The following is a 22,898-nucleotide window of genomic DNA, read 5'->3' on the forward strand; positions in this document are numbered from 1 at the left end:
TGTCAGGGGAGCCCGCAGACGCTGGGGTTGGATGCGGCCGTTCCGGTTGAAGACGGCCTGGTTCTCTCAGCCGTTGCCGGAGTTGTTGATGTCGGGCGGGTCCAGCCGTTGTCCAGCGCGGCGTCGTACGCGGGCCCGCACACTGCAGCGCCGCGGACATCCTCCTGACCTCACGTAGTGAGGTGTCAGCCGGCCGTGGGGCCGAGGTCGAGGTGGTCGATGTTGGGCAGTCCGGCTGTGGTGGTGGGGTCCACTCGGATGGTGTTGCCGCCGGTGGTCAGCGGGACGGTCATGGTCTTGGTGGCCCACGTCGTCCAGGCGCCGGTGGGTTCGAACGACACTGTCGCCACCGCGGATCCGTTGACGATCAGGTTGGCGGCCCTGGCGCTGCCGGCGCCGTTGGCATACCGGATTCCGAGCGACGCCGTTCCGGCCGCCGACGGGTTCACGGTGAACTGGGCATAGGCTCCGGCCGCGTTGGTGCCGTTACAGAAACCGCTGCCGGAGAAGCCGGCCCAGTTCGCATCGATCGTGCCCTGACACACCGCCGGCGCGGTCTCGGCCTCGTAACGCTGCCCCGGCGGCGTGTCCCCGGACGTCCTGACGAGTCCGAGGTCGTCGACGAACAGGTATCCGTTGCCGGACGCCGCCCGGATCGTGATGGTGGCCGTGCCCGCGGACACCGGGATCTCCGTGAGTTCGCGGCGGGTCCAGCCGCTGGATGCCGGGATGTCGAGCGTGCGCGAGGCACCGCCGGCGTCCGTGATCGTCACCTGCGCGGCGCTGAGTGAACCGGTGGTCCTGGCGAACGCCGACAGCCTGTAGACGCCGGCCGGCACAGTGATCTGTTGCCGCACGCCACCCGCGTAGGATTGCGTGGCCCCGATCCGCAGCGCGAAGCGGGACCCGTTGGCGCCGCCGTCGACGTTGGTCACGAGGGAGGTCGGCCCCGACTCGCGGAAGTTCGTCCACCCCTGAACCTGGGGGACGATGATGCGGTCGGCCTGGAAATTGGGGTTGAGAGCGTAGTTGTTCGCCGGACCGACACGCCATTCTCCGGTCGTGACGTTGAACTGCCATTGGCTCACGGAATGGAACTGGGGCCGGGCGCCGGTCTTGGTCACCGGCATCCACTGGTTGTACCCGATGCCGTTCCAGGCGAAGTCGGCCCAGCGGTCGCCGGCGTAGATGACCGTGTTCTGCTTGGTTCCCTTGACGGTCACGAAGAACCCGGTCTGGGTCACGTGGCTGTAGTCCATCTCGGTGCCGGCGAGGGTGTACTCACCGGTGTAGGAGCCTTGAACGTTGCTGCCGGTCGACTCGATGACATGGGTCACCGAGGTGTTCCAGCCGTGCAGGTCCGACGCGGCGTGGTAGTACTTGCCGTCGAGCTTGAACATGGCGTTGCCCTCGCGCCCGGCGGAGTTGTAGCCGATCTGCACGGCGGGCTCCACTCGCAGCGAGTCGGACTCTCTCAGCTTGGAGACAAAGGCACGGGAGCGCCCTTCCCGGTTGGAGAAGATCAGGTAGTCCTTTCCGTCCTCGTCCGTGAAGACGGTCTGATCTCCGGTGCCCGTCGTCGGAGAGTTGACGACCTGGGTCTGGAAGTAGGCGTAGTCGAAGGTGTCGGTGGGGGAGTCGCCCCGGAGGAACAGAACCCCGTCGCCACCCATCGACGGGAGATACGCCTGCACGACCAGCACGTACTTTCCGGTGTTCTCGTTGTAGGAGACGCCCAGCCGTCCTACCCAGCCCGCCTGGCCGAGGGTGGCCCCGCTGGCGAGGCTCGTGGAGCGGGTGGCGACGCGGTTCTCGAACTTCCAGTTCACCAGATCCTTCGACGAGTACACGGGGATCGAGACGAACGAGACGTCGCCGTCGTACTTTCTCGTCGGGTTGGCCCGGTAGAGCTCGGCGCCCGTGTAGTGCACGCCGTACCAGTAGTAGGTGTCGCCGAACCTGAAGACACCGCCGCCTTGCGAATAGATGGGGTTGCCGCTCGTGTCGTTCCAGAAGACATCGTTCGTGATGGTCTGGAACGTCCCCTCGTCGGCGGCCGCGAGCTTGCCGGCGGCGGTCGTCAGCGCCGTCTTCGCGGCGGCGACTTCCGACGCGGTTGCCGAGGCGTCGGCGACGACGCCGTCCGCGTTGGCCAACGCCTTGGCGAAGGGTGCCCAGGAGTCGCTCGTGTACTTGCCGGCGGGGCGGGTTTTGTAGTCCGCGACCAGACTCTTCAGGCCACGAACCATGACCAGACCATCAGCGGCCCTCTGGAGTTTCTGGCGGGCGGTGGCGTCTTCGCCTCCTTGTCGGGTGAGCGAGTCCCTGGCTGAGGAGAAGGCCGTCCACGAGCTGGCGGTGTAGTCCGCGGCAGAGTAGCGGGAGACGTGGGCGTTGCCGGCCGCCAGGGGTTCAGCCGACGCGGCGGGGGCACCGGATGCCGCCACTGACAGGACCAGCCATGCCGCGGCGACGAGCCCTCCCCGCGCCAGGGTTCTGCGTAAGGTACCGATCATGGTGCTGCCCTTCGTTCATCGTGGCGCCGGCGCTCTCACCCGCTGACGTCGAGGTAGTCGACGTTGGGCAGTCCGGTCGCAGTGGTCGGATCCAATCGAATGGCCAAGAGAAGTAGCTGAGGTATCGGCCGACTTACCGTGGGTGTGACCGTCCGACGGGGCAGGAGGTGTAGTCGCGCCGTCGAACGGGCAGAAGCTCACGCCGTTGTAGAGGGTGCAGCGCACTCTCGATGACCGGGGCGCCGGTCAGCTACGTGTTCAGCGGACGTAGATGTCGGGTTGCGGTGGGGTGTTCATGCCGTCGCCGAGGAAGAAGCTCGGGTGTGGCGGCTGGTTGTAGGCGGTGTTCTGCCAGGCGATGGCGACGCGGTACTGGGTGTCGTGCATCAGCGTGTAGATCCGCCGGTCGGTCTGGATCGGAGTGGCGTAGATGCGCAGCGCGGCGTTGTCGTCCCGGGGCAGGATGATTTCCTCGCGCCAGTCGCCGAACAGGTCGCCGGACAGGGACGGGGTGGCCTTGGTGCCGTTGATGGAGTGTGCTCCGGAGGCGGTGAGCAGGCGGGTGTCGCCGCCGGTGCCGTATTTGTCGACGTGGTTGCCGTCCAGCAGTTCGCGCACCGGGTCGCCGTCCCACCAGGCCACGAAGTTGTAGCTGCTGGGGTTGCGCCCGACGTTGCCGCCGGAGGCGTTGAAGAGGTTGCCCAGGCCGGTGCCCGATCCCCAGAACTCGCCGCCGGCGTTGCCGGTGTGGATGTCGCCGGCCACGCCGCGTGCCGGGCCCTCGCAGTTACAGGTGTTGTTCTTCTGCATGATGATCGAGCCGTTGCCCGCGTCCCGGAGGGTGGCGGCGGCGCCGGAGCTCTGCTCGTGGATCATCCAGATCTCCTTGCCGGTACGGCTGGGCACGAAGTCTCCGACGTGCAGGGCGTCGCCGTGGGCGTAGAAGCTGGTGGTGTAGCGGCCGGTGCCGTTGGCGTTGATGGTCATGCCGCCGTAGATGACCTCGTCGGTGCCGTTGCCGTCGACGTCGGCGATGGACAGCGAGTGTGCGCCGCGTCCGGTCCACTGGCTGCCGGCGCTGCTGGAGTCGAACTTCCAGCGCCGGGTGAGCTGGCCGTCGCGGAAGTCCCAGGCCGCGATCGCGCTCTTGGCGTAGTAGCCGCGGCCCATGATGAGGCTGGGGCGCTGACCGTCCAGGTAGGCCGTGCCGGCCAGGAACCGGTCGCCGCGGTTGCCGTAGTTGTCGCCCCAGTCGTTGATGTTGCCGCGGGCCGGGTCGAAGTTCACCGTGGACATGGCGGCGCCGGTGAGCCCGTTGAACATGGTCAGGTACTCGGGCCCGGTGATGATGTAGCCGGAGGAGTTGCGGTGGTCGGCGCCCGCGTTGCCGATCGTCTGCCCGGTGCCGGAGACGGTGCCGTCGCCGGTCTTGACCGCCAGCTCGGCCCGGCCGTCGCCGTCGTAGTCGTAGACCTGGAACTGCGTGTAGTGCGCGCCGGCCCGGATGTTGCGGCCCAGGTCGATGCGCCACAGCCGCTGGCCGTTGAGCCGGTAGGCGTCGATGTAGACGTTGCTGGTGACCCCGGACTGGGAGTTGTCCTTCTGGTCGCTGGGGTCCCACTTGAGGAAGATCTCGTACTGGCCGTCGCCGTCCGCGTCGCCGACGCTCGCGTCCCCGGCGGTGTAGGTGCTTCCCGGCCGGGAGATCGGCACGTCCAGGTAGTTGCCGCCGGCAAAGCGCAGCGACGGCCCGGACGCGGCCTGCTCCACGCCGTTCACGACCGCTCGGACGGTGTAGGAGGCGTCCGCCGGCGCGCCGTTGTCCAGGTAGTTGGTGGCGCCGGTGAGCGGCGAGGGGTTCACCTTGGCCGAGCCCCGGTAGAGGTTGAATCCGGTGCTCGCGCTCTCGGTGCCCAGCAGCCGCCAGGACACCAGGTTGCCCGACCCGGAACGCACGCTGATCAGGCCGCGGTCGAGATCCTCCATCTGCCGGCCGGTCGGGTTCGGGTCCGGGCCGCCCTGGTCCGTCTCGAGGTAGTCGATGTTGGCCAGGCCGTCGGCGGTGGTCGGGCTCAACCGGATGATGTTGTCGCCCGCGTTCAGCGACACGGCCAGCGTCTTGGTCCCCCAGCTCGTCCAGGCGCCGGTGGGGTCGAACGCACTGGCGGCATGTGCGACCGCGCCGTTGACCAGCACGTCCGCGGGACGGCCCGCGGTCGCGCCGTTGGCGTACCGGATCGCGATGGTGGCCGCGCCGGCCGCGGCCGCGGTCACGGTGAACTGTGCCGCCGCGCCGGCCGCGTTGGTGCCGTTGCAGAATCCACTGCCGGAGAAGCCGGCGTGGTTGGACTCGATGAGCCCGTCGCACGTGGCCGGGGCGCTTTCCGCCTCGTAACGGGTCGCGGCGGATGCTTCCGCGGCCATGACGACACCGGTGACGGCCATCGTCAGCGCGACGCCGGCCGACAGCAGCGCGGTGCGCGGTCTACGTAAGGACATGAGGGAACTCCAGCAGGTAGGGCGGGGGTGGTTATCGCAGGTACGGCACCGGCGACAGGTTCAGCTCGCACATGTGCCGCAGGACGAGTTTGGTCAGCTCTCTCGCTCCATCGGAGGAGAAGGGCGTGTTGTCGGTCACCCTGTCGGTCGCCTGCGTCAGATGGAGCGCGGCCGGGGCCGCGAGCGGCACGGCGAGCAGGTCCGTCGGGAAGGCGAGGAGGGTGGGGACGGCGAGTCTCGTGGAAACCGGCGGTCCTGTCACGCGATGGCCAGACCGAGATGAACCCATGATGATTCGTGCTTTTCCGTGAGGGCCTATGGTTGTCCAGCTTCTTCGGGCTCTGCCTTACGGCGTCCACCTGACCTGGGGGTCGAGGCGGTCATCAAGATCCTTTTCATGGGTCCTCCGGCGATCGGGACAGGGATCGAAAGCAGGGGTCACCCCAGCACCTGCCTGTGCAGACGGCGCGGCCGACCGCGCACGGCCGGTGGTGTCGCCGGCTGCGGACACAGTGGGCCGGCCCAGTGGCGCCCGCGTCCTGGGACGCGGCTGGGCGGACAGTTCGCATGAGCGGGCCGGTGTCGACGGTCGCAGTTAGGCGGATGTCGTTTCACCGCATGTTCTGCGGCGGCGGGCGATGGCGGGGGTCGGGTGGGCGCGAAGTCGCGAGTGGGGTGGGGGATGCGACCACATGTCCTCCTCACAGAGGGGATGAGGCTCTGTGAACGTGCACAGTAATGCAGAGCGTGGCCTACTGAAAGGGCTTGTTCGAAATCCTAGGTAAGGACGCCGTGAGCAAGCAGGCCGCCGTAATCGTCTGCGAATAGGCCATCTTCCTGTCTGTGCACGCTCCCAGAGAGTGCGAACTCTGGAGTGCGGACGTGAAAGTTTCAGGCGTCCCCTCCGCCGGGCGCATGGAGAAGCCGGGCGGCCGCACGGGCAGGGCACAGCGAACCGGATGACCTCAGGAGTCTTGATGGTGACGACCGGTGCCCTGTAGTAACCGGTTACGCCCGGCCATGCTGCTGGAGTCCTGTCGTGGCGGCCGTCGACCGTACTGGCAGCCCGATCCCAGCACGTCGGCGGCGGGCCGCCTGTCCAGAAGCCTTGACGAGCCGATGCAACGCTCCTACGCTTGCGCCGTTATATCGGTTTAACTGCTCCGCCCTCCCTAGGAGCTCCCATGCGCCCCACTCGATCAGCCCCCACGATCGATGACCGCATCGTGTGTGCGTGCTCCCGGCCGCGCCCCTCCGACGGCCGGACCACGCACGGGATGGAACGCCTCGGCCGTCTTCCGTCGCCACGACAACACCTGGTGACATAACCCTGAGCTGCCCTTTTCTGGATATCAAGGTGACCGGAACGGGAACGGGCGGCAGAGCGAGTGCCGGCTTCGGCGCCTACCGCGAGGGCCGGCCGATTTCCACGGTCACCCGACGGCACCAAAGATCTGGAGCTCACAGGCACGCCAGCCTCCAAGTGCGCCGTCGCCCCGATGGCAAGTGACAAAGAGTGCGTAAGTGCCCCCGCGCGCGCTTTGGGATAAATCGTTTCATGAGGTTCAGCTGCGTTGCCCCGCCGAGGGCTGTGGTGTCTCAGCCCGTTGGCACGCCCCATCTCAACTGAGTCGTGCCCGTACCCGGGATCGTCTCCTCGTTCGATCGACCGCCAGCGCAATCAGGAGCACTTCCCGAACCGGAGGTTCGGCGGTTGCCCCCTGTCATGTCGAAGTCCACAGCGGACATCTCCGCATCGAAGGGATCTCATGCCATGACCGAAAACGAAGCAGGCACACCTGACGGTCTTCGGCGGCGTACCGTCCTGCTCGGCGCGGCGGCCGGCGCGCTGGCGCTGGGCGCCAGCGCCATTCGGGCACCCCAGGCAGAGGCCGCCTCCTTCATCAAGGGCGCGGACATCAGCTGGATGCCGCAGATGGAGGCGCGCGGCTACTACTGGAACAACCGGTCCGGCCAGCGGCAGGACCTGCTGGCCATCCTCAAGGGCTACGGCATCACCGCCGTCAGCCTGCGCACCTGGGTCAACCCGTCCAACGACCCGGGCAACGGCCACTGCAGCATGCCGGAGACCGTGCAGATGGCACGGCGTTGTACGGACGCCGGCCTGCAGGTGCTCGTTGGGTTCCACTTCGGGGACACCTGGAACTCGGTCGGCGTGCAGAACCCGCCGGCGGCGTGGGCCGGCATGAGCTACGACCAGATGCTCACGGCGATGCGCACCTACGTCACCAACTCGATGAACCAGCTCAGGAGCGCCGGCGTCACACCGGACTGGGTCAAGATCGGTAATGAGACGAACTCGGGCATCTGCAAGCCCACCGGCAGCCTCAGCCGGCCGAACCAGATGACCGGTCTGCTGAATGCCGCCTACGACTCGGTCAAGCAGGTCTTCCCCAGCACCCCGGTGCTCATTCATCTGGCCCAGCCGCAGAAGCTCGACAGCATTCAGAACTTCTTCAACGCCTACCGCGGCAACGGCGGGAAGTGGGACATCACCGGCCTGTCCTCGTATGCGCAGGGCGGCAACGTGGCCCCCGTACTGAACAACATGAGGACCATCCAGACGAGCTACGGCAAGCCGGTCATGCAGGTGGAGTACGGCGGCCCGGTAGGTAAGCCCACTCAGGTGCGTGACTCACTGCGGGCGTTCATCACGGGGATCAAGGGCTTCGGCGGGCTGGGGACCTTCTTCTGGGAGCCCGAGGGCTACCCGTCGTTCAACTACTACAACAGCTCGGCCTGGGACGAAGGCAGCAAACGCCCCACCGCCGCCATGGATGGCTTCCTCAACGTCTGACGGAGTTCACTGATGAAACGCTGCATGACGGTGGCGCGTGCCGCCTTGATCGCGACAGTCGTGGTGGGTTCTTCCGCCGCGTTCATCACCACGTCCGTGACGGCCGGCAACGCGGCGGCCGGAGCCGTCTACTACGTCGCACCGAACGGCAGCGACAGCGCGGCCGGAACGCAGGCCGCCCCATGGGCCTCGATCGCTCGCGCGCAAGCGGCCGCCCAGCCCGGGGACACGGTCTACGTCCGGGGCGGCACCTACGTCTTCACCCGCGCGAACAGCGCCTGCTCGAGCCAGACGGCCAGGGTCGACGCGATCACCCTGAACAAGAGCGGTAGTCCCGGCAACCTGATCCGGTACTGGGCCTATCCCGGGGAGAAGCCGGTATTCGACTTCTCCCACATGACGGATAACTGCCGGATCAAGGGATTCGGCATCACCGGCAGCCATGTCCACCTCAAAGGGCTGGACGTCAGAGGCGTGCCGCAGAACAACAAACTGAACGCCGAGTCCTGGGGGATCTGGGTCTCGGGCAGCAACAACATCCTCGAGCTGATCGACACGCACCACCACATGGGAACCGGCCTGTTCATCAGCGGCGGGGGCGGCAACCTCGTTCTCAACTCCGATTCGCATCACAACTACGACCCGAACAGCTCGGACGGGCCTGGCGAGAACGCCGACGGTTTCGGCGCCCACTACACGCCGGCTGGCCGCCCCGCCAACGTGTTCCGGGGCTGCCGCGCGTGGTGGAACGCGGATGACGGTTACGACCTCATCTCCACCTACTCGCCCGTGACCATCGAAAACTCGTGGTCCTGGCGCAACGGTTACCTGCCGGGGACGACGACGCCTTCCGGCAACGGCGCCGGCTTCAAGATGGGCGGCTTCGGCGCCGAGTACGACGCCGGCGCGGTGAAGCACACCGTCCGCTTCTCAGTAGCCTTCCTCAACAAGGCAGCCGGCTTCTATGCCAACCACCACCCGGTGGCCAACGACTACTTCAACAACACCAGCTACGGAAACCACCCCGACTTCAACATGCTGGGAATCAACTCGAGCGGCGCCGCCGTCGGCCGGGGCAACCTGCGCAACAACATCGCCTACACGGGCACGCTGACGTCGAACATGATCGGTACCAGCTCCGCGTACAACTCCTGGGACCTCGGCGTCACCCTGACGGACTCCCAGTTCCAGAGCGTATCGACCTCCGGCTGGGATGCGCCTCGCCAAACAGACGGCAGCCTGCCCACGCTGCCCCACCTCCGCCCTGCCGCGAACAGCACCCTGATCGACAAAGGCACCGACATCGGCATGCCCTACACCGGGCAGGCCCCGGATCTCGGCGCCTTCGAGTGGCCCGGGGACACGCCGCCGGGGCAGCGTTACGAGGCCGAGACCGCGCCGGCGGTGTGTCAGGGCACGATCGATGCGAACTGGGCCGGCTTCTCCGGCAGCGGTTTCTGTAACGGCACCAACGCGGCCGGAGCCTATGCCCAGTTCACCGTGAACCCGTCGGCGGCCGGAACGGCGTCGCTCGGAATCCGGTATGCCAACGGCGCCGGCAGCGCCAGGGCCGCCAACCTGATCGTCAACGGATCCGCGGTGGCGACAGTGTCGTTCGAACCCACCGGCGCCTGGACGACGTGGGCCACCAAGACCATGACCGTCCCGCTGACCACCGGCGGCAACACCATCCGAGTGGACCCCACCACCACAGCCGGACTGCCCAACATCGACCACCTCGACCTCGGCCCCACGGCCGGCTGACACCTCACATCCCACGGTTCAGGAGGGGCGCAGGGGACCTCCGCTGCTGCGCCCGAGAGCGGCTGCCTCCCCTCCGCCCGGATGTCTCGCGAGTCTCCGGTCCTGTGAACGTGCACAGAACAAATTCGCGAAATTCGCACACCAACGCCTAACCCCTACCCAGGGATGCGATCCAAGACGGGATGGCATCCGTCCACACCAAGATGTCGCGCCCGGAAAGCGGGCGCCATTCGCTGCAACCTTCCGGCTGAGCATCACCAACTGCCTGGCCAACGCGTAGCCGCACACGACGAGAGGAATCATGATCAATAGATCTGGGACGCGCGTCACCGCGGCACTCACTGTGCTCGTGGCCGTGCTGGTGGCCGGGATGTTCACGGCGCCCGCGCCGGCGTACGCCATCTTCGGCACCGCGGACATCAAGCCGATCGAAAGCAACATCGCCGCCAAGTTCTGGGCCTCCGCCACGGCAAGCAGCGGCTCACCCACCGCACGACTGGCCATTGACGGAGACCCGGCAACATCCTGGTACGCCGACGACTCCAGGGCCCGTCAGCGGCTGACCGTCGACCTTGGCGGCGCCTACGACAATCTGCGGAAGGTCAAGGTGATCTTCGCGGACCGTGGCATGGTGTACCGGTACGTCATCGAGGCCTCGTCCGACGGTCGCCGGTGGACCAAGATCGCCGATACATCCCGCAATCGAGCCGCGTCACGGGGAGCAGTGCACTTGTTCACCCGGCCGGGAACACGCTTCGTCCGGCTCACGGTCACCGGCGCGTCAGGCCATCCCAAGGTCGGGGTGAGCGAGATCCAGATCTTCAACTACCTGCGCGACGACCTCATCCTCGGCGCCGACCTGTCCTGGGTGGACGACGTCCAGACCCGGGACTACTGGGTCAGCCCCTTGGCCGCCGACCGGGGCGCCGGACCGCGCCTACTCGACGTGGCCAAGGACCGCGGCATGGAGTACGCCCGGCTGCGGATCTTCAACGAGCCGAGGGACGAAAGCACCGGCGAACCGACACCGGTCCCGCGCCAGGGGCCGGAACGCTCGCTGCAGTCAGCACGGTGGATCAAGGACCGGAGCATGGGGCTCGGCATCGACTTCCACTACGCGGACTCCTGGGCGGACCCGGCCAAGCAGCCGAAACCGCGCGCCTGGGCCGAGTTGGAGTTCGACGATCTGACACAGGCGGTGTACGACTTCACCGGCGACTACCTCCGCCGGCTGATCAAGCAGGGCACCACGCCGGACAAGGTCGCCGTCGGAAATGAGATCATCAACGGCTTCCTGTACGGCAGCGAGGCGGCCCTCATCGGCACGACCAACCCGCCGTACTTCGTCAACCAGGCCGACATCTACCAGTCGAAGCCCGGCGGCGGCCTGCTGTGGCGCTACTGGCAGTCGACCGACCCGGTCGAGCAGGGGCTCTACAACGAGGCGTGGGACCGGTTCACCACATTGGCGGCGGCCGGGATCAAGGCCGTCCGCGATACGTCGCCGAAGACCAAGGTGGAGATCCATGTGATCGTCGACGCCGGACGGCTCGCCAAGACCATGGAGTTCTGGAGCCAGTTCCTCACCCGGGTCAAGGCCAAAGGCCAGAACCCTGACGTGCTCGCGATCTCTTACTATCCGGAGTGGCACGGTTCGCCCGACGCACTGGATGTCAACCTGCACACGATCGCGACGACCTACCCCGACTACGAAATCGACATCGCCGAGACCGCCTACCCCGCGTCCGGCGGCGACGGCTCGCCATTGCCCAACTCACCCTTCCCACGCACCGTCCAGGGCCAGGCAGACGCCATCCAGCGGGTCTTCCAGGCCGCCAATGACGTGGTCGACAACCAGGGTGCCGGCGTGCTGGTCTGGGAGCCGGCGGGCTACCAGCCGATGTTCCGGGCCGTGCCCGAGTTGCCCAACACCTGGGAGCCGCACGCGTCGATCAACGTGTTCAACGCGAGCCAGGCCAGGCACATCCTTGAAGACACCGTCTACATCACCACCCGGGTGGGCAGGACTCCAGCACTTCCCTCCTCCATCCGCAAGCTCACCACCGCAAACAACGCCATCACCACAATCCCCGTTCGCTGGCAGGCGCTGCCGGACGGGGCAACCGACACGCCCGGTGAGGTCGTCATCGTCGGGACGACGGCGCTGGGCAAGGTCACCGCAGTCATCGACGTCATCTAGCGACGCGGTCAACGTGATAAGTTCCTGCTCTCCGGCGAGGTACAGGTCGAGGTCCACGCCAAGGCCCTCAACCTCACCCCCGGGGCTGAAGCGTTCTCATCTGGTATCCGGCCTGGTGGCCCACCGTCCCCTGCTCAGCGCCGCCGTGGCGCTCCTACTGGGCCCCCACTCGCCGGGTAGCCCCGGTGCATTGCTGCACCGAGGCCCCCCTCAGAACAGAGGGGCGTACTCGCACCCTTCAACCCGGCGCGAACTGCGCCGACGCCGGATCAAGCACACCATCCCCGAACGGCGTGACCAGATCGCGGCCCGCAGAAGAAAGGCTCGGCCGACGGCCGCCCACCAGCGTTCGACGAGGAGATCTACAAGCAGCGCAACACCATGGAACGGGCATTCAACCGCCTGAAGCAGTGGCGCGGCATCGCCAGCCGCTACGACAAGCACGCCCCGGCCTTCCCCGGCGGCGTCCTACTCGCCGCAACAATCATCACCACTCGCACCGCATCCCGGAATTAGGAGACACGCCCTCGTCGCTCCCGGCGGGTTCACCGGGAGCCGAGCGTGGATGCGGCCGCGAGGCGGGTGCCCTGTCGCCAGACCGCGCGAATCGACAGGCTGTCGTTGATGGTCGTGGTGGGATCACCGTCGACCAGGACGAGATCTGCCCGCAGGCCTTGCTCGACGCGGCCCCGATCGTGGAGGCCGAACCGTCGTGCTGTCAGTGATGTCGCCGAGCGCAGGGCTTCGGCGGGGCTGTGACCGGCCTGTACGAACAGTTGCAGCTCGCCGTGCAGACTTGCTCCGTGGGTCACGCCGCGCACGGCCAGGGCCGCGGCGTCGGTGCCTGCGATCACGTCGACTCCAGCCTGGCGCAGGGCTGCGATCGTGGCCAGTGCCATGTCGAAGTGCGAGGCGGGCAAGCCGCCGAACGTGTCGGAGAGGTGCGCCCGCAATTCCGGCGAGAGCTTTCCCGCAACGCGGGGATCTTGTGCCAGGTTCGTGCTGTGCGACAGCCCGACGATGGAGGCAAGGGGAGTCAGTGTCGGCACCACGAACACGTTCGCGCCGGCGATGCGGTCGACGATCTCCGGGGTGTGGGCCGTGTCGGCGAACAGATGGGCGAGGCCGTCGGCGCCGGCGTCGACCATCTGTTCGGTCTCGTGCAGCGTCATGGCGTGGGCCATCACCATTTTCCCGCGAGCGTGCGCCTCGGCGATCACGGCGGTGTGAATCTCCAGTGGTACGTGCGGCAACTGGAAGCCGAACGCCCCGCCACTTTCGGCTATCAGCTTGATGTAGTCGGCGCCCTCGCTGATCCGGTCGTCGACGAACCCGGCCGCCTCCGCCACGGTGGTCGCGGTCGGCCAGACCGGATCGTTGAGGCCCTTCCGTAACTGGTGGGGGTGGCCGCCGGGGTGGGTGAGCGAAAAGGAGGCGCTCCGCACGTCCGCGAAAGTCCGGTCGGCCTCGGCCTCGGCTCGCAGCGGAATCATGGTGGCGGGGACCGAGCCCATGTCGAGTTCGGTGGTGACGCCGAAGGCCAGCGCCTGGCGCAGCATCGCGGCATCGGTGTGGGTGTGTGCGTCGATCAGGCCCGGCAGCAGGGTTGCGCCGGTGGCGTCGACGACTTCCACCCCGGTGACACGCGGCCCGCCCACCGAGACGATGACGCCGTCGGCGACGTGCACGTCGACCTGGCCCAGGTTCTTCTCGCCGTCGAACACCTTCGCACCGACGATGACGAACTCGTTCATCGGACTCCCCTCGCAATGCTGGACGTGTACTGGTTCGGGCTTCACGGCTACGACGTCTGCCGGACCGGCAGGATGACCGCCGAAGGGTGTTCGGGGGGCGTGGTGACCGTCTGTTCGGCTGGGCGGGCGACGGCGACCTCACGGGGGTCGCCGTTCCGGACAGACTGGGCCTACCGGCCCCGTCGTGCGGGTGGGATGGGAATCGGCTCGACTCCTGGCACGACGCGGGTGGTCAGGGTGCCGAGTTGTTCGACGGTGACGGTGACGACGTCGCCGGGGCGGATCTCGGTGCCGGGGGAGGCGTAGGCGATCATGTCGGCGTAGGAGAACGCCATGGACGACCAGCGGTCCTGCCCCAGCCGTTCGCCGTTGATCTCGACGGTCATCGTCAGGTCGAACGAGGTGTCGGTGCGCCAGGGTTGCAGTTCGTCGGGGGTGACCAGGACCGGTCCGAGGGTGGTGGCGGTGTCCTTGCCCTTGGTGGGGCCGAGCCGGACCTGCATCTCGGCGAACTGGACGTCGCGGGCCGACCAGTCGACGAGGATGGTGTAGCCGGCAACGTAGGCGTCGGCGTGGGTCACGAACCGCACAGTCGCGCTTCCCTTCAGACGGAGGTGTGCATCGGGCGGCCGAGCCAGGCGATCGCGTTCCGAAGGCGGCGATCACGTCGAGGTCCCGGCCGGCGTGGTCGGCGTAGGCGCGGTGCAGGTTGAGCACGATCCGTTCGGCGTCGGCCCAGCCCGTGAACTCGCCCAGGTCGACCTGGCGGGCGGCCTGCAGGGGCGTCAGACCCCGGGAGAGCCCATCCTGGGCGGTGTCGAGGACGAGCCGGTAAGAGCGGCGGTGCTCGTCCAGGACCCGGGTGATGCCGGTGCCGGTGAGGACCGGGCCGTGGCCGGGGACGACGACGTCGGGTTGCAGGGACTCCAGCCAGTCGACCGCGGCGAGGGCCCCGTCCACCGAGCCCATGAAGACCAGCGGGGTGAGTCCGGCGAACACCAGATCGCCGGAGAACAGCACGCGCTCTTCGGGCAGCCAGGCGATCAGATCTCCGGTGGTGTGCGCCGGGCTGCCGGGGTGCAGCAGCTCGATCCGCCGACCTGCGACGTGCAGAGTGAGTGCGGAGCCGGCCGAGATGTCGGGAAGCCTGCGGGCCACCGGCCCCCAGTCCGGGACCGGGTTCCACAGCGGTGGGCAGCCGTCGATGATCGGGTGGGCCTGAAGCCCTTCCCGCATCCGGCTGTGCCCGACGATCACTGTCGTGGAGGGGAGGAGGCTGTTGCCGTAGGTGTGGTCACCGTGCTGATGGGTGTTCACCGCCAGCCGGACGGGCGCCCCGCCGGTGGCCGTGTCCACGGCGTCGAGAAACCGGCGGGTGCGAGCCGCGGTGGCGCAGGTGTCGATCACCAGGACCCCCGTCCTTCACGGTGGCGACGCGGCGGCGACCGTGCCGTTCGTACCTGGCGAAACGCATGGCAATCCTCAGGATCCGGGTGAGTTGGCACAGGCCGGGGGCGCGGGGGCATGGCAGAGCGGGGAGTGCGCCGAGCCCCCTGGGCCAAGGGGGTCAGACCGGCGGAGCGACGAAGACGCCGCGGTCGACGTCGTTGTGCATCTCCTTGGCGATCATCTCGTTCATTGGGTTGGCCGTGCCCCACTGGTCGGCGTTCTCGGGCTTCGTCAGGTCGTAGATGTGCGGGTGCCAGGTGTCCTCGTCCAGCTCTTCGAGCTCGGTGGTGTACTCCACGGTGTTGCCGTGCGGGTCGAGGAAGTACGTGAAGGTGTTGTCGCCCGCCATGTGCCGTCCGGGGCCCCAGATCTTGGTGGCGCCGGAGCGCATCACGCGGCCGGAGCCGCGCATGTACTCGTCGATGCCGCGCATCTCGAAGGAGAGGTGTTGCAGGGAGGTGTGCGGGCCGCGGGCAATGGCCATGGAGTGGTGCTGGTTGCTGATCCGCATGAAGTGCATGAGCTCGCCCATGTGCGGGATGCTCATCGTGTCGGACAGCCGGAAGTCGAGGTGCTGCTCGTACCAGGCGCGGGTGGCGTTGATGTCGGTGGAGTTCAGGACGACGTGCGAGAGACGGACGGGGATGGCCTCCTTCTCCTCGACACGGCGGTGCTTGCGTGCCTCGACGTCGGCGGAGACCTCGATGGTGCGGCCGTCGATGTCGAAGAAGCGGAAGCCGTAGCCGCCGCCGGGGGTGTCGAGCTTGCCGGGCTGGGAGATCAACTGCACGCCACCCGAGAGCAGTTGCTCGGCGAGCGTGTCCACGTCGGCGGGACTCGCGGCACCGTAGGAGATGAGGTCGAGGCGCTTCTCCCCGGCTTTGCGGAGCCGGACGATGTACTGCTCGGGGGAGCCCTCGGCGGCCAGGAAGGAGATGCCGGAGTCCTCGGCGACCTTGGTCAGGCCCCAGACGCCGGCGTAGAAGTCGAGTTGCTTGTCGTAGTCCGGCACGGCGAGGTCGACGTGCCGCAAATGGGTAAGTAGACGGTTGGTCATGTCGGACTCCTCAGGTGAGGCACAGCAGCGCTGCCGCGTTGCGGCCGCGCACGGCGTGGAAGTGCGGATCGGGTAGGTCCTCGACGGCGCGCAGCGCGCCGATCGGGTCGTCGGTGCCCATGTCGAAGGGGAAGTCGGAGCCGAGCAGCACCCGGTCGGGGCCGGCCACCCGGATCAGTTCGCGCAGGACGTGCGGGTCGTGGACAAGGGAGTCGAAGTACAGCCGCCGGAGGTAGCTGCTGGGCGGGTGCGCGCAGCAGCGGGCGTCGGTGCGGGCACGCCAGGCGTGGTCGGAGCGGCCGATGTGGGTGGGCAGGTAGCCGCCGCCGTGGGCGGCGACGACGCGCAAGCCGGGATGGTTGTCCAGGACGCCGGAGAAGATGAGGTGGGAGAGCGCGACGGCGTTCTCGGCGGGCTGGCCGACGGTGTTGGACAGGTACCAGCGGTCGAGGCGTTCGTCGAGTGTGCAGCCGAAGGGGTGCAGGAAGAGGATCGCCCCGGTTTCCTCCGCACGCTTCCAGAACGGTTCGTATGCGGGGTCCGACAGCTCGCGCCCTGGCGCGTGGCTGGAGATTTCGACACCGCGCAGGCCCAAGCCGAGGGCGTGGTCGAGCGCTTCGACGGCGAGGGCCGGGTGCTGGAGTGGGACGAGGCCGAGGCCGTGCAGTCGTTCCGGGGCTTGGGCGACGTGCTCGGCGGTGCCGGCGTTGGCCTGTTCGCAGACCGTGCGGGCCAGGGCCTCCTCGGCCCAGTAGTGGTAGTGCGAGGGGGAGGGCGAGACCAGTTGGACGTCGATCCCGGAGGCGTCCATCGCGGCGAGCCGGGCCTTGACGTCGGTCAGTTTCGGGACGCGGTCGCGGAACATCGGGCCGCTGACGGCAAGAGCCTCGGGGCCGTTGCGGCGGGCCTCGAGAGCGCGGGCGGCGGCCAGGGCGGGGTGTCCTGCGACGGCGTCCTCGATCCGCGGGAGCAGGACGTGCGCGTGCACGTCGATCGTGGGTGCGCTGCTCAGCGGACTGACGGAGTTCACGGGGTCTCCTTGATGACGGACATCGTGCGGTACATCAGACCGGGCATGTCGGCGTTCCGGACGCCGTCCAGCTGCCACTGACCGAGTTGCACCGAGGCCTCGACCACCGTGCGGACACGGTCGATCCGGCGTTCGTAGAAGCCGGTCAGCAGGGCGTCCAGAGAACTCCAGTCCTGCTCCTCGCTCAGCATCTCGGCCAGCACGGAGGCGTCTTCCAGCGACATGGCCGCGCCCTGGGCGAGGGTGGGGGGACAGGCGTGGGCGGCGTCGCCGATCAGGACGACCCGGCCGCGGTGCCAGGAGCCCTCGACGAGCAGCCGGGTGAACCACGTGTAGTTGACCTTGGCCGGATCGGTGATGCTCGCGGCGATCTCCGGCCACACGCCGCCGTAGCCCGCGGCCAGCCGGCGCATCTCCTCCGCGTAGGAGGCAGGGGCGATGGCGGTGCGGTCGCGGTTGGCCTCCACGAGGTAGGCGTACATGGTGTTCTGGCTGGTGGGGCAGTAACCGGCGATGTAGCAGGGGCCGCCGTAGCTCAGGTCGGAGCGCTCCACGCCCTCGGGGCGGTGCGTGGCGACGCGCCAGATGGCCATGCCGGTCGGCTCGGGCTTGTCGCTGATGCCGATCATGGCGCGGGTGGTGGAGTTGACGCCGTCGGCGGCGATGACGAGGTCGTAGCGCCCCTCGGTGCCGTCGCTGAAGCGGACGGCGACACCGGTCCCGTCCTGGGTCAGCTCGTTCGCGATGGTCCCGAGGCGCACGCTCGCGCCGCTGGCGCGGACGGCCTCGCACAGGATCTCCTGAAGCTGTGCCCGCTGCATGCCGGCGGTCGCGGGCAGATCCTCGCCACCCGTGCGGATGCCCTGTTGGACGTGGAACACCGTCCCGTCGGGCGCGGCCAGGCCCACGGAGTCGAAGGCGTAGCCGGTCTCCTGGACCTTGTCCCACACACCCAGTTCGCGCAGGACGCGCAGCGCGTTGCCCTGGAGGGTGATACCGGAGCCGAGGACGTTCCAGTCGGGCTGGGCCTCGATCAGGTCCACGGTGGTGCCCGCCCGCCTCAGCAGCACGGTCACGGCGTTGCCGGACGCGCCACCGCCGATGACGAGGACGTTGTGAGGACGGGGATCTGTCATGGCGTCTCCTGCGAGGGGCCGCACGGCGTGGGCGGCAAGGCGGGGCCGGGCGCGGCTATCGGGGCCGCCCGGCCGTTTCAGGGCGCTACTTGACGGCGATGGGGTCGACCGGCGCGCCGACGGCTGCCGCTTCCTGCGCGACACAGCGGGTGCGCTGGGCGCCGAGCCCGGTGATCGAGCCGTCCATCACGTCGCCGTCGCGCAGCAGTCGGCCCCAGTGGATGCCGTTCCCTGCCGGGCTGCCGGTCAGAACCAGGTCACCGGGGAGCAGCCGGGCGGTCTGGGAGATGTACGAGACGATCCGCGCCACGTCGAAGATCATGTCCTTGGTGGACTCGTCCTGCATGGTCTTCCCGTTGAGCTTGAGGGTGACCTGCAGGTCGGACGGGTCGGTGACGGAGCCTGCCGGGACGATCCAGGGGCCCAGCGGAGTGAAACCGGGGGCGTTCTTGCAGCGCAGCCAGTCGGTGCCGATGGGGGGCATGTCCCGGCGGAAGACGGTCGCCCGGTCGGTGAGGTCATTGGCGATGGTGTACCCCGCGACGTGGTCCAGGGCTTGCTCCACGGTGACCCGGTAGGCGGGGCGGGAGATCACCGCGGCCAGTTCCAGCTCCCAGTCGGGCTTCTCGGCCCACGCGGGGAGCACCACGTCGTCGTAGGGACCGCTGATCGCGGTCGGCAGGCCGATGAAGACGTACGGGAGGTCCTCGGCGGCTCGCTTGTCCATGATCGCCGCGATCTCGGCGCGGGCCTCCTCGACGGTGCGCGGGTCGTCCGGGGCGCGGTGCGCGACCCCCAGGTCGATCACGTGCTGCCGGTAGTTGGCGCCCGACTGGAAGATTTGCCGGGGCTCGAGGGGCGCGTGCACCGCCAGGTCCGCCAGCGGCTGCCAGTCGCCCGCCGGGTCCTCCACGAGGGTGCGCAGGAGTGGCAGCTGCTCGTCCCAGCGCTCCAAGAGCACCAGCGTGGTCAGCGTGGGTTCGCCCAGTGCCGTGCACAGGTCGAGCACTCGGCCGTCCGGCGCCACCAGGCCAGGGAACCTCGCCCCGCCCGGAGTCGAAAGGGTGCCGATGGCGAACGGGCCGGAGAAGGGCACTGACGCGGCTGTGGATGTCACGGAGAGTCCTCCCGATTGAGATGTGACTAATCTGGCCCGTAGGGTGTGATCTGGCAAATAGATTCCTTGGATGGACTAAATCCAGCGCACAAATACTCGTACGCTCCGACTCCGCACTGGGATGCTTCGTGAATCTGGCAAGCCTGGACCTCAACCTCGTCGTCGCCCTGCGCGCCCTGCTGGAGGAGCGCAGCGTCACCAAGGCGGGGCGACGCATCGGGCTCAGCCAGCCCGCCACGAGCGCTGCCCTGGCCCGGCTGCGACGCCATTTCGACGACGACCTGCTCTCCCGGACCGGCGGACACTACGAACTGACCGCCCTCGGCCTGGCTCTCCTCGACCGCACCGCCACCGCCTGCGACCTGCTGGAGCGCGTCTTCACCAGCCAGGCCAACTTCGACCCCGCCCGCGAGGAACACGAGTTCACCCTGATCGCCTCCGACTACGCGGTGGCCGTCTTCGGCGCCGAACTCGCCCGCACCATCCATGCCGAGGCGCCAGGCATCCGGCTCCGGTTCAAACAGGCGCCGACGGAAGCCATCGAGGACACCACGGCGCTGCTGAGTGCCGTCGACGGGCTGCTGATGCCACACGGCATCATTCGCGGCTTCCCCACGGTCGATCTCTACCAGGACAGCTGGGTCTACATCGTCGCCGACGACAATCCCGAGGTCGGTGAGCAGCTCACCCTCGACGACCTGGCCCGGCTACCGTGGGTGACGTACCAGCGCACCTACGACGCCCCCGCCGCTCGCCAGATCGGCTTGCTCGGCATCGCGCCGCGCGTGGAGATCTCCGTGGACAGCTTCCAGTTGATGCCCCTGCTGGTCGCAGGCACCCGCCGGGTGGCCCTCATCCAGGGACGTCTCGCTGAGCGGCTGGGCGGGCTCGTCCCGGTCCGCGTCATGGAACCGCCATACGATGCCGTGCCACTCCAGGAAGCCCTGTGGTGGCACCCGGCGCACACACACGACGCGGCGCACATCTGGCTGCGTGAGACGGCGGCCAGGGTCGGCGAGGCCGTCAAGGCCGATCGGCCCACGAGCTCCGGCCCGCCGATTGGAGAGCGCGTCGTGAAACGTGGTTGAGACAGGAGGCGTCGCGCTGCCGGGGGTGCAAGCGGGGGCCGACAAGGCCGAGGACAGCACGGTCCGTGCCGCGGCCGCCATCCAGGGTGTGCCAACGAAAGACGGCAGCTCCGGGGCTCGACTCGCATCACGGTCAAGTCGTCTGCGGACATCAGCATGATCAACGCGCATGTGACCGGCATCCACGACAAGCAGTCCGCATCCGCTCGTGTGCGATCTTGGGATCGCTATTTGTCGTGGTTACTGGTTCGCGATCTTGATGCTTTGGATTGAGTTCCTCGAGAGCTCCAAGGCCGCTGCCCGCTCAGTTGGTGGAGAGGCAACGGCCTGTTTCGGGGGTCAAGGCAACACACTGGGCCGGGGTTCGGTAGCCGAGGCACTTGCGGGGGCGGTTGTTCAGTCGGGTGGCCAGGGCGTCAAGGTCGGCTTGGCTGTACAGGCTCAGGCCGGTGCCTTTGGCGCTCACCTCGCCCGTCCTGTCCTGGGGCGGTGCGCCGCGCTTGCCCGCGGCTCTGGCGCTCGCGGAAGGAGCGGGTGTCACGTCCCCCTCGTTGCGGGCCTGCCACCACCGCGGCGAGTTGGGAGCCGGGTCGCCGGCGACGGCTTCCCGGCTGGCGGCTCTGTCCAGGCGGCCACCCACCGTCACTTGGGACGTGGATGACGATCAGAGTGATGTTGTCAGGACCACCCTGATCGAGCCGATCGGCGCCGATGACGATGTCACTGATGCTCCCGCGCTGATGGGTGAACGTGAAAGCCGCCTGTGGCCGGCCCTGTGCGCGCTGAACGTCGTTGGCCAGGGCGGGCCGGGCGGTGGTCGCGATGGGGGAGGTGCCGGGTGAAGTCCTCTCGTTGCGGTGCCGGGCTGTTTAAGGAGGATCTGCCCGATGACGTCCTCCGGTTTCTCGACGGTCGGAGAGTGCCGCTCGTGTGAGGCTGGCCTTGCGGTGCTCTCGCAGGCTGGCCACGCCGAGCCGGGCGCTGTGTCTCCGTGATCAATGTGCGGGCCTTGAGCGCTCGTTCGCAGACGGATTCCCGCCGGATGCCGAGGATCTTTGCCGGTTCGCCGAAGGAGTAGCCGCGCGACTTTCCTGGTTGGTGGCGATGGCAAGGTTCATGGCGTCTCGTAGGTGTTGACGCAAGGGTTCGATGTGCACCAGCCCGGCCGGGTCGTCGGCGAGTCGGCGGGCCAGCGGGCGATTCCTCCTCGGCTGGGAAGGGCGTCTGGGTCGTAAAGGGGCGAGAGAAGGGTGATGGCGTCAAAGAGTTGATCCTCCGGATGGTGACGGTGTCTGGGTTCACTCCGCGGGACAGGGCATCGGCGCGGACGCAGTGACCAGCACAGATGAGGATCCAAGGGGAGACCGGAGGGAGACCGGAAGGTGCGGACAAGCCCGGATTCCTGCGGAATTCCCGACATCGTTCGACGTGATCGAAGCGCGCTGACCAGCCAGATCACCGCATGATGACCTCGCCGGTCACGGCCCGGCAGGGGAGCGATCGGAGCGCTTATCCGTCAGAAATCGGGAAAGATCAGGTTCCGGCCCGCCGTCCGCGCCATCCTTGGAGGGTGCAGACGACTGACCTCCTTCACTCCCTCTACGCCCGGCGCCTGCGCCGTCAAGTCATGGCGGGACCCCTGCCCCGCCACGTCGGTTTGATCATGGACGGCAACCGGCGCTGGGCCAAGCAGATGGGCATGGCCAACCCGAGCATCGGCCACAAGTACGGCGCCGACCATATCGAACACGTGCTGACCTGGTGCGAGGGCCTCGGCATCCAGCATCTGACCGTGTTCCTCTGCTCGACCGAGAACCTCCAGCGCCGCGGCGACGAGGAGGTGGCCTTCCTGCTGAAGGTGATCGAGCAGATGGTCGCCGACCATTTCGACCGTCCCGACGCCCGCTGGCGGGTGCACGTGGCCGGGATGCTGGACATCCTGCCCGACACCACCGCCCGCGCGCTCAAGAGCGCCGTCGAGGCCACCCGCACCTGCGACACCGGCTTCCACCTCACCCTGGCCATCGGCTACGGCGGCCGCCAGGAGGTCATCGAGGCGCTGCGCGAGCTGCTGTACGAGCGGGCCGAGGCCGGCCAGTCGATGGTGGAGCTGGCCTCGACCCTGACCGTGGACGACGTGGCCCGGCACCTGTACACGGCCGGGCAGCCGGACCCCGACCTGGTCATCAGGACCAGCGGTGAGCAGCGCATGTCGAACTTCCTGCTCTGGCAGTCCGCCTACTCCGAGCTGTACTTCTGCGAGGCGTACTGGCCGGCGTTCCGCGAGATCGACTTCCTGCGCGCGCTGCGCAGCTTCGCGGCCCGGCAGCGGCGCTACGGGAGCTGACGGGCGGTCAGGTACCGGGCGCCTGACGGGTGGTCGGGTATCGGGCCCTGACCGGCGGGCATGCGTCGGGGGCTGACCGGCGGGTAAATCGGTTGCGGCCGGGGTGGCGTGGCTGGTGAGGTG

At 68.1% G+C, this 22,898-nt stretch carries 15 protein-coding genes and 3 pseudogenes; 7 read left to right on the top strand and 11 right to left on the bottom strand.

Annotated elements, in window-relative coordinates; all coding sequences use genetic code 11:
- Positions 1-185 precede the first annotated feature (185 nt).
- The 3 genes from HD593_RS24845 to HD593_RS24855 form a co-directional block, all read right to left on the bottom strand.
- Positions 186-2,516: a family 43 glycosylhydrolase gene (locus HD593_RS24845; RefSeq protein WP_221524938.1), complete on the bottom strand. Its 2,331-nt coding sequence runs from the start codon at positions 2,514-2,516 to the stop codon at positions 186-188.
- A 258-nt stretch (positions 2,517-2,774) separates the two neighbouring features.
- Positions 2,775-5,015, bottom strand: a complete 2,241-nt coding sequence (locus tag HD593_RS24850) for a rhamnogalacturonan lyase family protein (protein WP_185104513.1) — start codon at positions 5,013-5,015, stop codon at positions 2,775-2,777.
- Between the two features lie 31 nt (positions 5,016-5,046).
- Positions 5,047-5,277 (bottom strand): hypothetical protein, encoded by a 231-nt coding sequence (locus HD593_RS24855; protein WP_185104514.1) that lies wholly within the window; start codon positions 5,275-5,277, stop codon positions 5,047-5,049.
- A 1,512-nt stretch (positions 5,278-6,789) separates the two neighbouring features.
- Between HD593_RS24855 and HD593_RS24860 the strand changes: the two genes are divergently transcribed.
- From HD593_RS24860 to HD593_RS61705, 4 genes and pseudogenes are all read left to right on the top strand, one after another.
- Positions 6,790-7,833, top strand: coding sequence for a glycosyl hydrolase 53 family protein (locus HD593_RS24860; RefSeq protein WP_185104515.1), 1,044 nt, complete (start codon positions 6,790-6,792; stop codon positions 7,831-7,833).
- 12 nt (positions 7,834-7,845) lie between these two features.
- Positions 7,846-9,597, top strand: coding sequence for a right-handed parallel beta-helix repeat-containing protein (locus tag HD593_RS24865; RefSeq protein ID WP_185104516.1), 1,752 nt, complete (start codon positions 7,846-7,848; stop codon positions 9,595-9,597).
- Between the two features lie 349 nt (positions 9,598-9,946).
- Positions 9,947-11,797, top strand: a complete 1,851-nt coding sequence (locus HD593_RS24870; RefSeq protein ID WP_185104517.1) for a glycosyl hydrolase 53 family protein — start codon at positions 9,947-9,949, stop codon at positions 11,795-11,797.
- Between the two features lie 223 nt (positions 11,798-12,020).
- Positions 12,021-12,321: pseudogene (locus tag HD593_RS61705) on the top strand (transposase); the annotation flags it as partial.
- Positions 12,322-12,342: 21 nt separating this feature from the next.
- On the opposite strand, the gene HD593_RS24880 reads toward HD593_RS61705, so the two are convergent.
- The 7 genes and pseudogenes from HD593_RS24880 to HD593_RS24910 form a co-directional block, all read right to left on the bottom strand.
- The gene (locus HD593_RS24880; protein ID WP_185104518.1) at positions 12,343-13,551 is read right to left on the bottom strand and encodes an amidohydrolase family protein; all 1,209 of its coding nucleotides are present in this window, start codon (positions 13,549-13,551) and stop codon (positions 12,343-12,345) included.
- Between the two features lie 170 nt (positions 13,552-13,721).
- Entirely contained in the window at positions 13,722-14,141 is a 420-nt protein-coding gene (locus HD593_RS24885; RefSeq protein ID WP_221524939.1) for a fumarylacetoacetate hydrolase family protein, read from the bottom strand.
- Between the two features lie 361 nt (positions 14,142-14,502).
- Positions 14,503-14,958: pseudogene (locus HD593_RS64475) on the bottom strand (MBL fold metallo-hydrolase); the annotation flags it as partial.
- Between the two features lie 160 nt (positions 14,959-15,118).
- Positions 15,119-16,057 (bottom strand): VOC family protein, encoded by a 939-nt coding sequence (locus HD593_RS24895; RefSeq protein WP_183642702.1) that lies wholly within the window; start codon positions 16,055-16,057, stop codon positions 15,119-15,121.
- A gap of 10 nt (positions 16,058-16,067) precedes the next feature.
- Positions 16,068-17,087 (bottom strand): amidohydrolase family protein, encoded by a 1,020-nt coding sequence (locus tag HD593_RS24900; RefSeq protein WP_312903677.1) that lies wholly within the window; start codon positions 17,085-17,087, stop codon positions 16,068-16,070.
- A complete protein-coding gene (locus HD593_RS24905; protein WP_185104519.1) occupies positions 17,084-18,223 on the bottom strand; it encodes an FAD-dependent oxidoreductase in 1,140 nt (379 codons plus the stop codon). Before HD593_RS24905 ends, HD593_RS24900 begins: the two co-directional genes overlap by 4 nt.
- A gap of 85 nt (positions 18,224-18,308) precedes the next feature.
- Positions 18,309-19,340 (bottom strand): fumarylacetoacetate hydrolase family protein, encoded by a 1,032-nt coding sequence (locus HD593_RS24910; RefSeq protein WP_185104520.1) that lies wholly within the window; start codon positions 19,338-19,340, stop codon positions 18,309-18,311.
- Between the two features lie 128 nt (positions 19,341-19,468).
- On the opposite strand from HD593_RS24910, the gene HD593_RS24915 reads away from it, so the two are divergent.
- On the top strand, positions 19,469-20,428 hold the full coding sequence (locus HD593_RS24915) for a LysR family transcriptional regulator (protein ID WP_185104521.1): 960 nt from the start codon (positions 19,469-19,471) through the stop codon (positions 20,426-20,428).
- A 304-nt stretch (positions 20,429-20,732) separates the two neighbouring features.
- Here the strand turns inward: HD593_RS24915 and HD593_RS61710 are convergent.
- Positions 20,733-20,885, bottom strand: a pseudogene (locus tag HD593_RS61710) (IS30 family transposase); the annotation flags it as partial.
- A 196-nt stretch (positions 20,886-21,081) separates the two neighbouring features.
- Between HD593_RS61710 and HD593_RS24920 the strand changes: the two are divergent.
- Entirely contained in the window at positions 21,082-21,270 is a 189-nt protein-coding gene (locus HD593_RS24920) for a hypothetical protein (RefSeq protein ID WP_185104522.1), read from the top strand.
- A 728-nt stretch (positions 21,271-21,998) separates the two neighbouring features.
- Entirely contained in the window at positions 21,999-22,775 is a 777-nt protein-coding gene (gene uppS / locus HD593_RS24925; protein ID WP_312903679.1) for a polyprenyl diphosphate synthase, read from the top strand.
- Positions 22,776-22,898: the final 123 nt, after the last annotated feature.

Source organism: Nonomuraea rubra (assembly GCF_014207985.1).
Taxonomy (GTDB): Bacteria; Actinomycetota; Actinomycetes; order Streptosporangiales; family Streptosporangiaceae; genus Nonomuraea; species Nonomuraea rubra.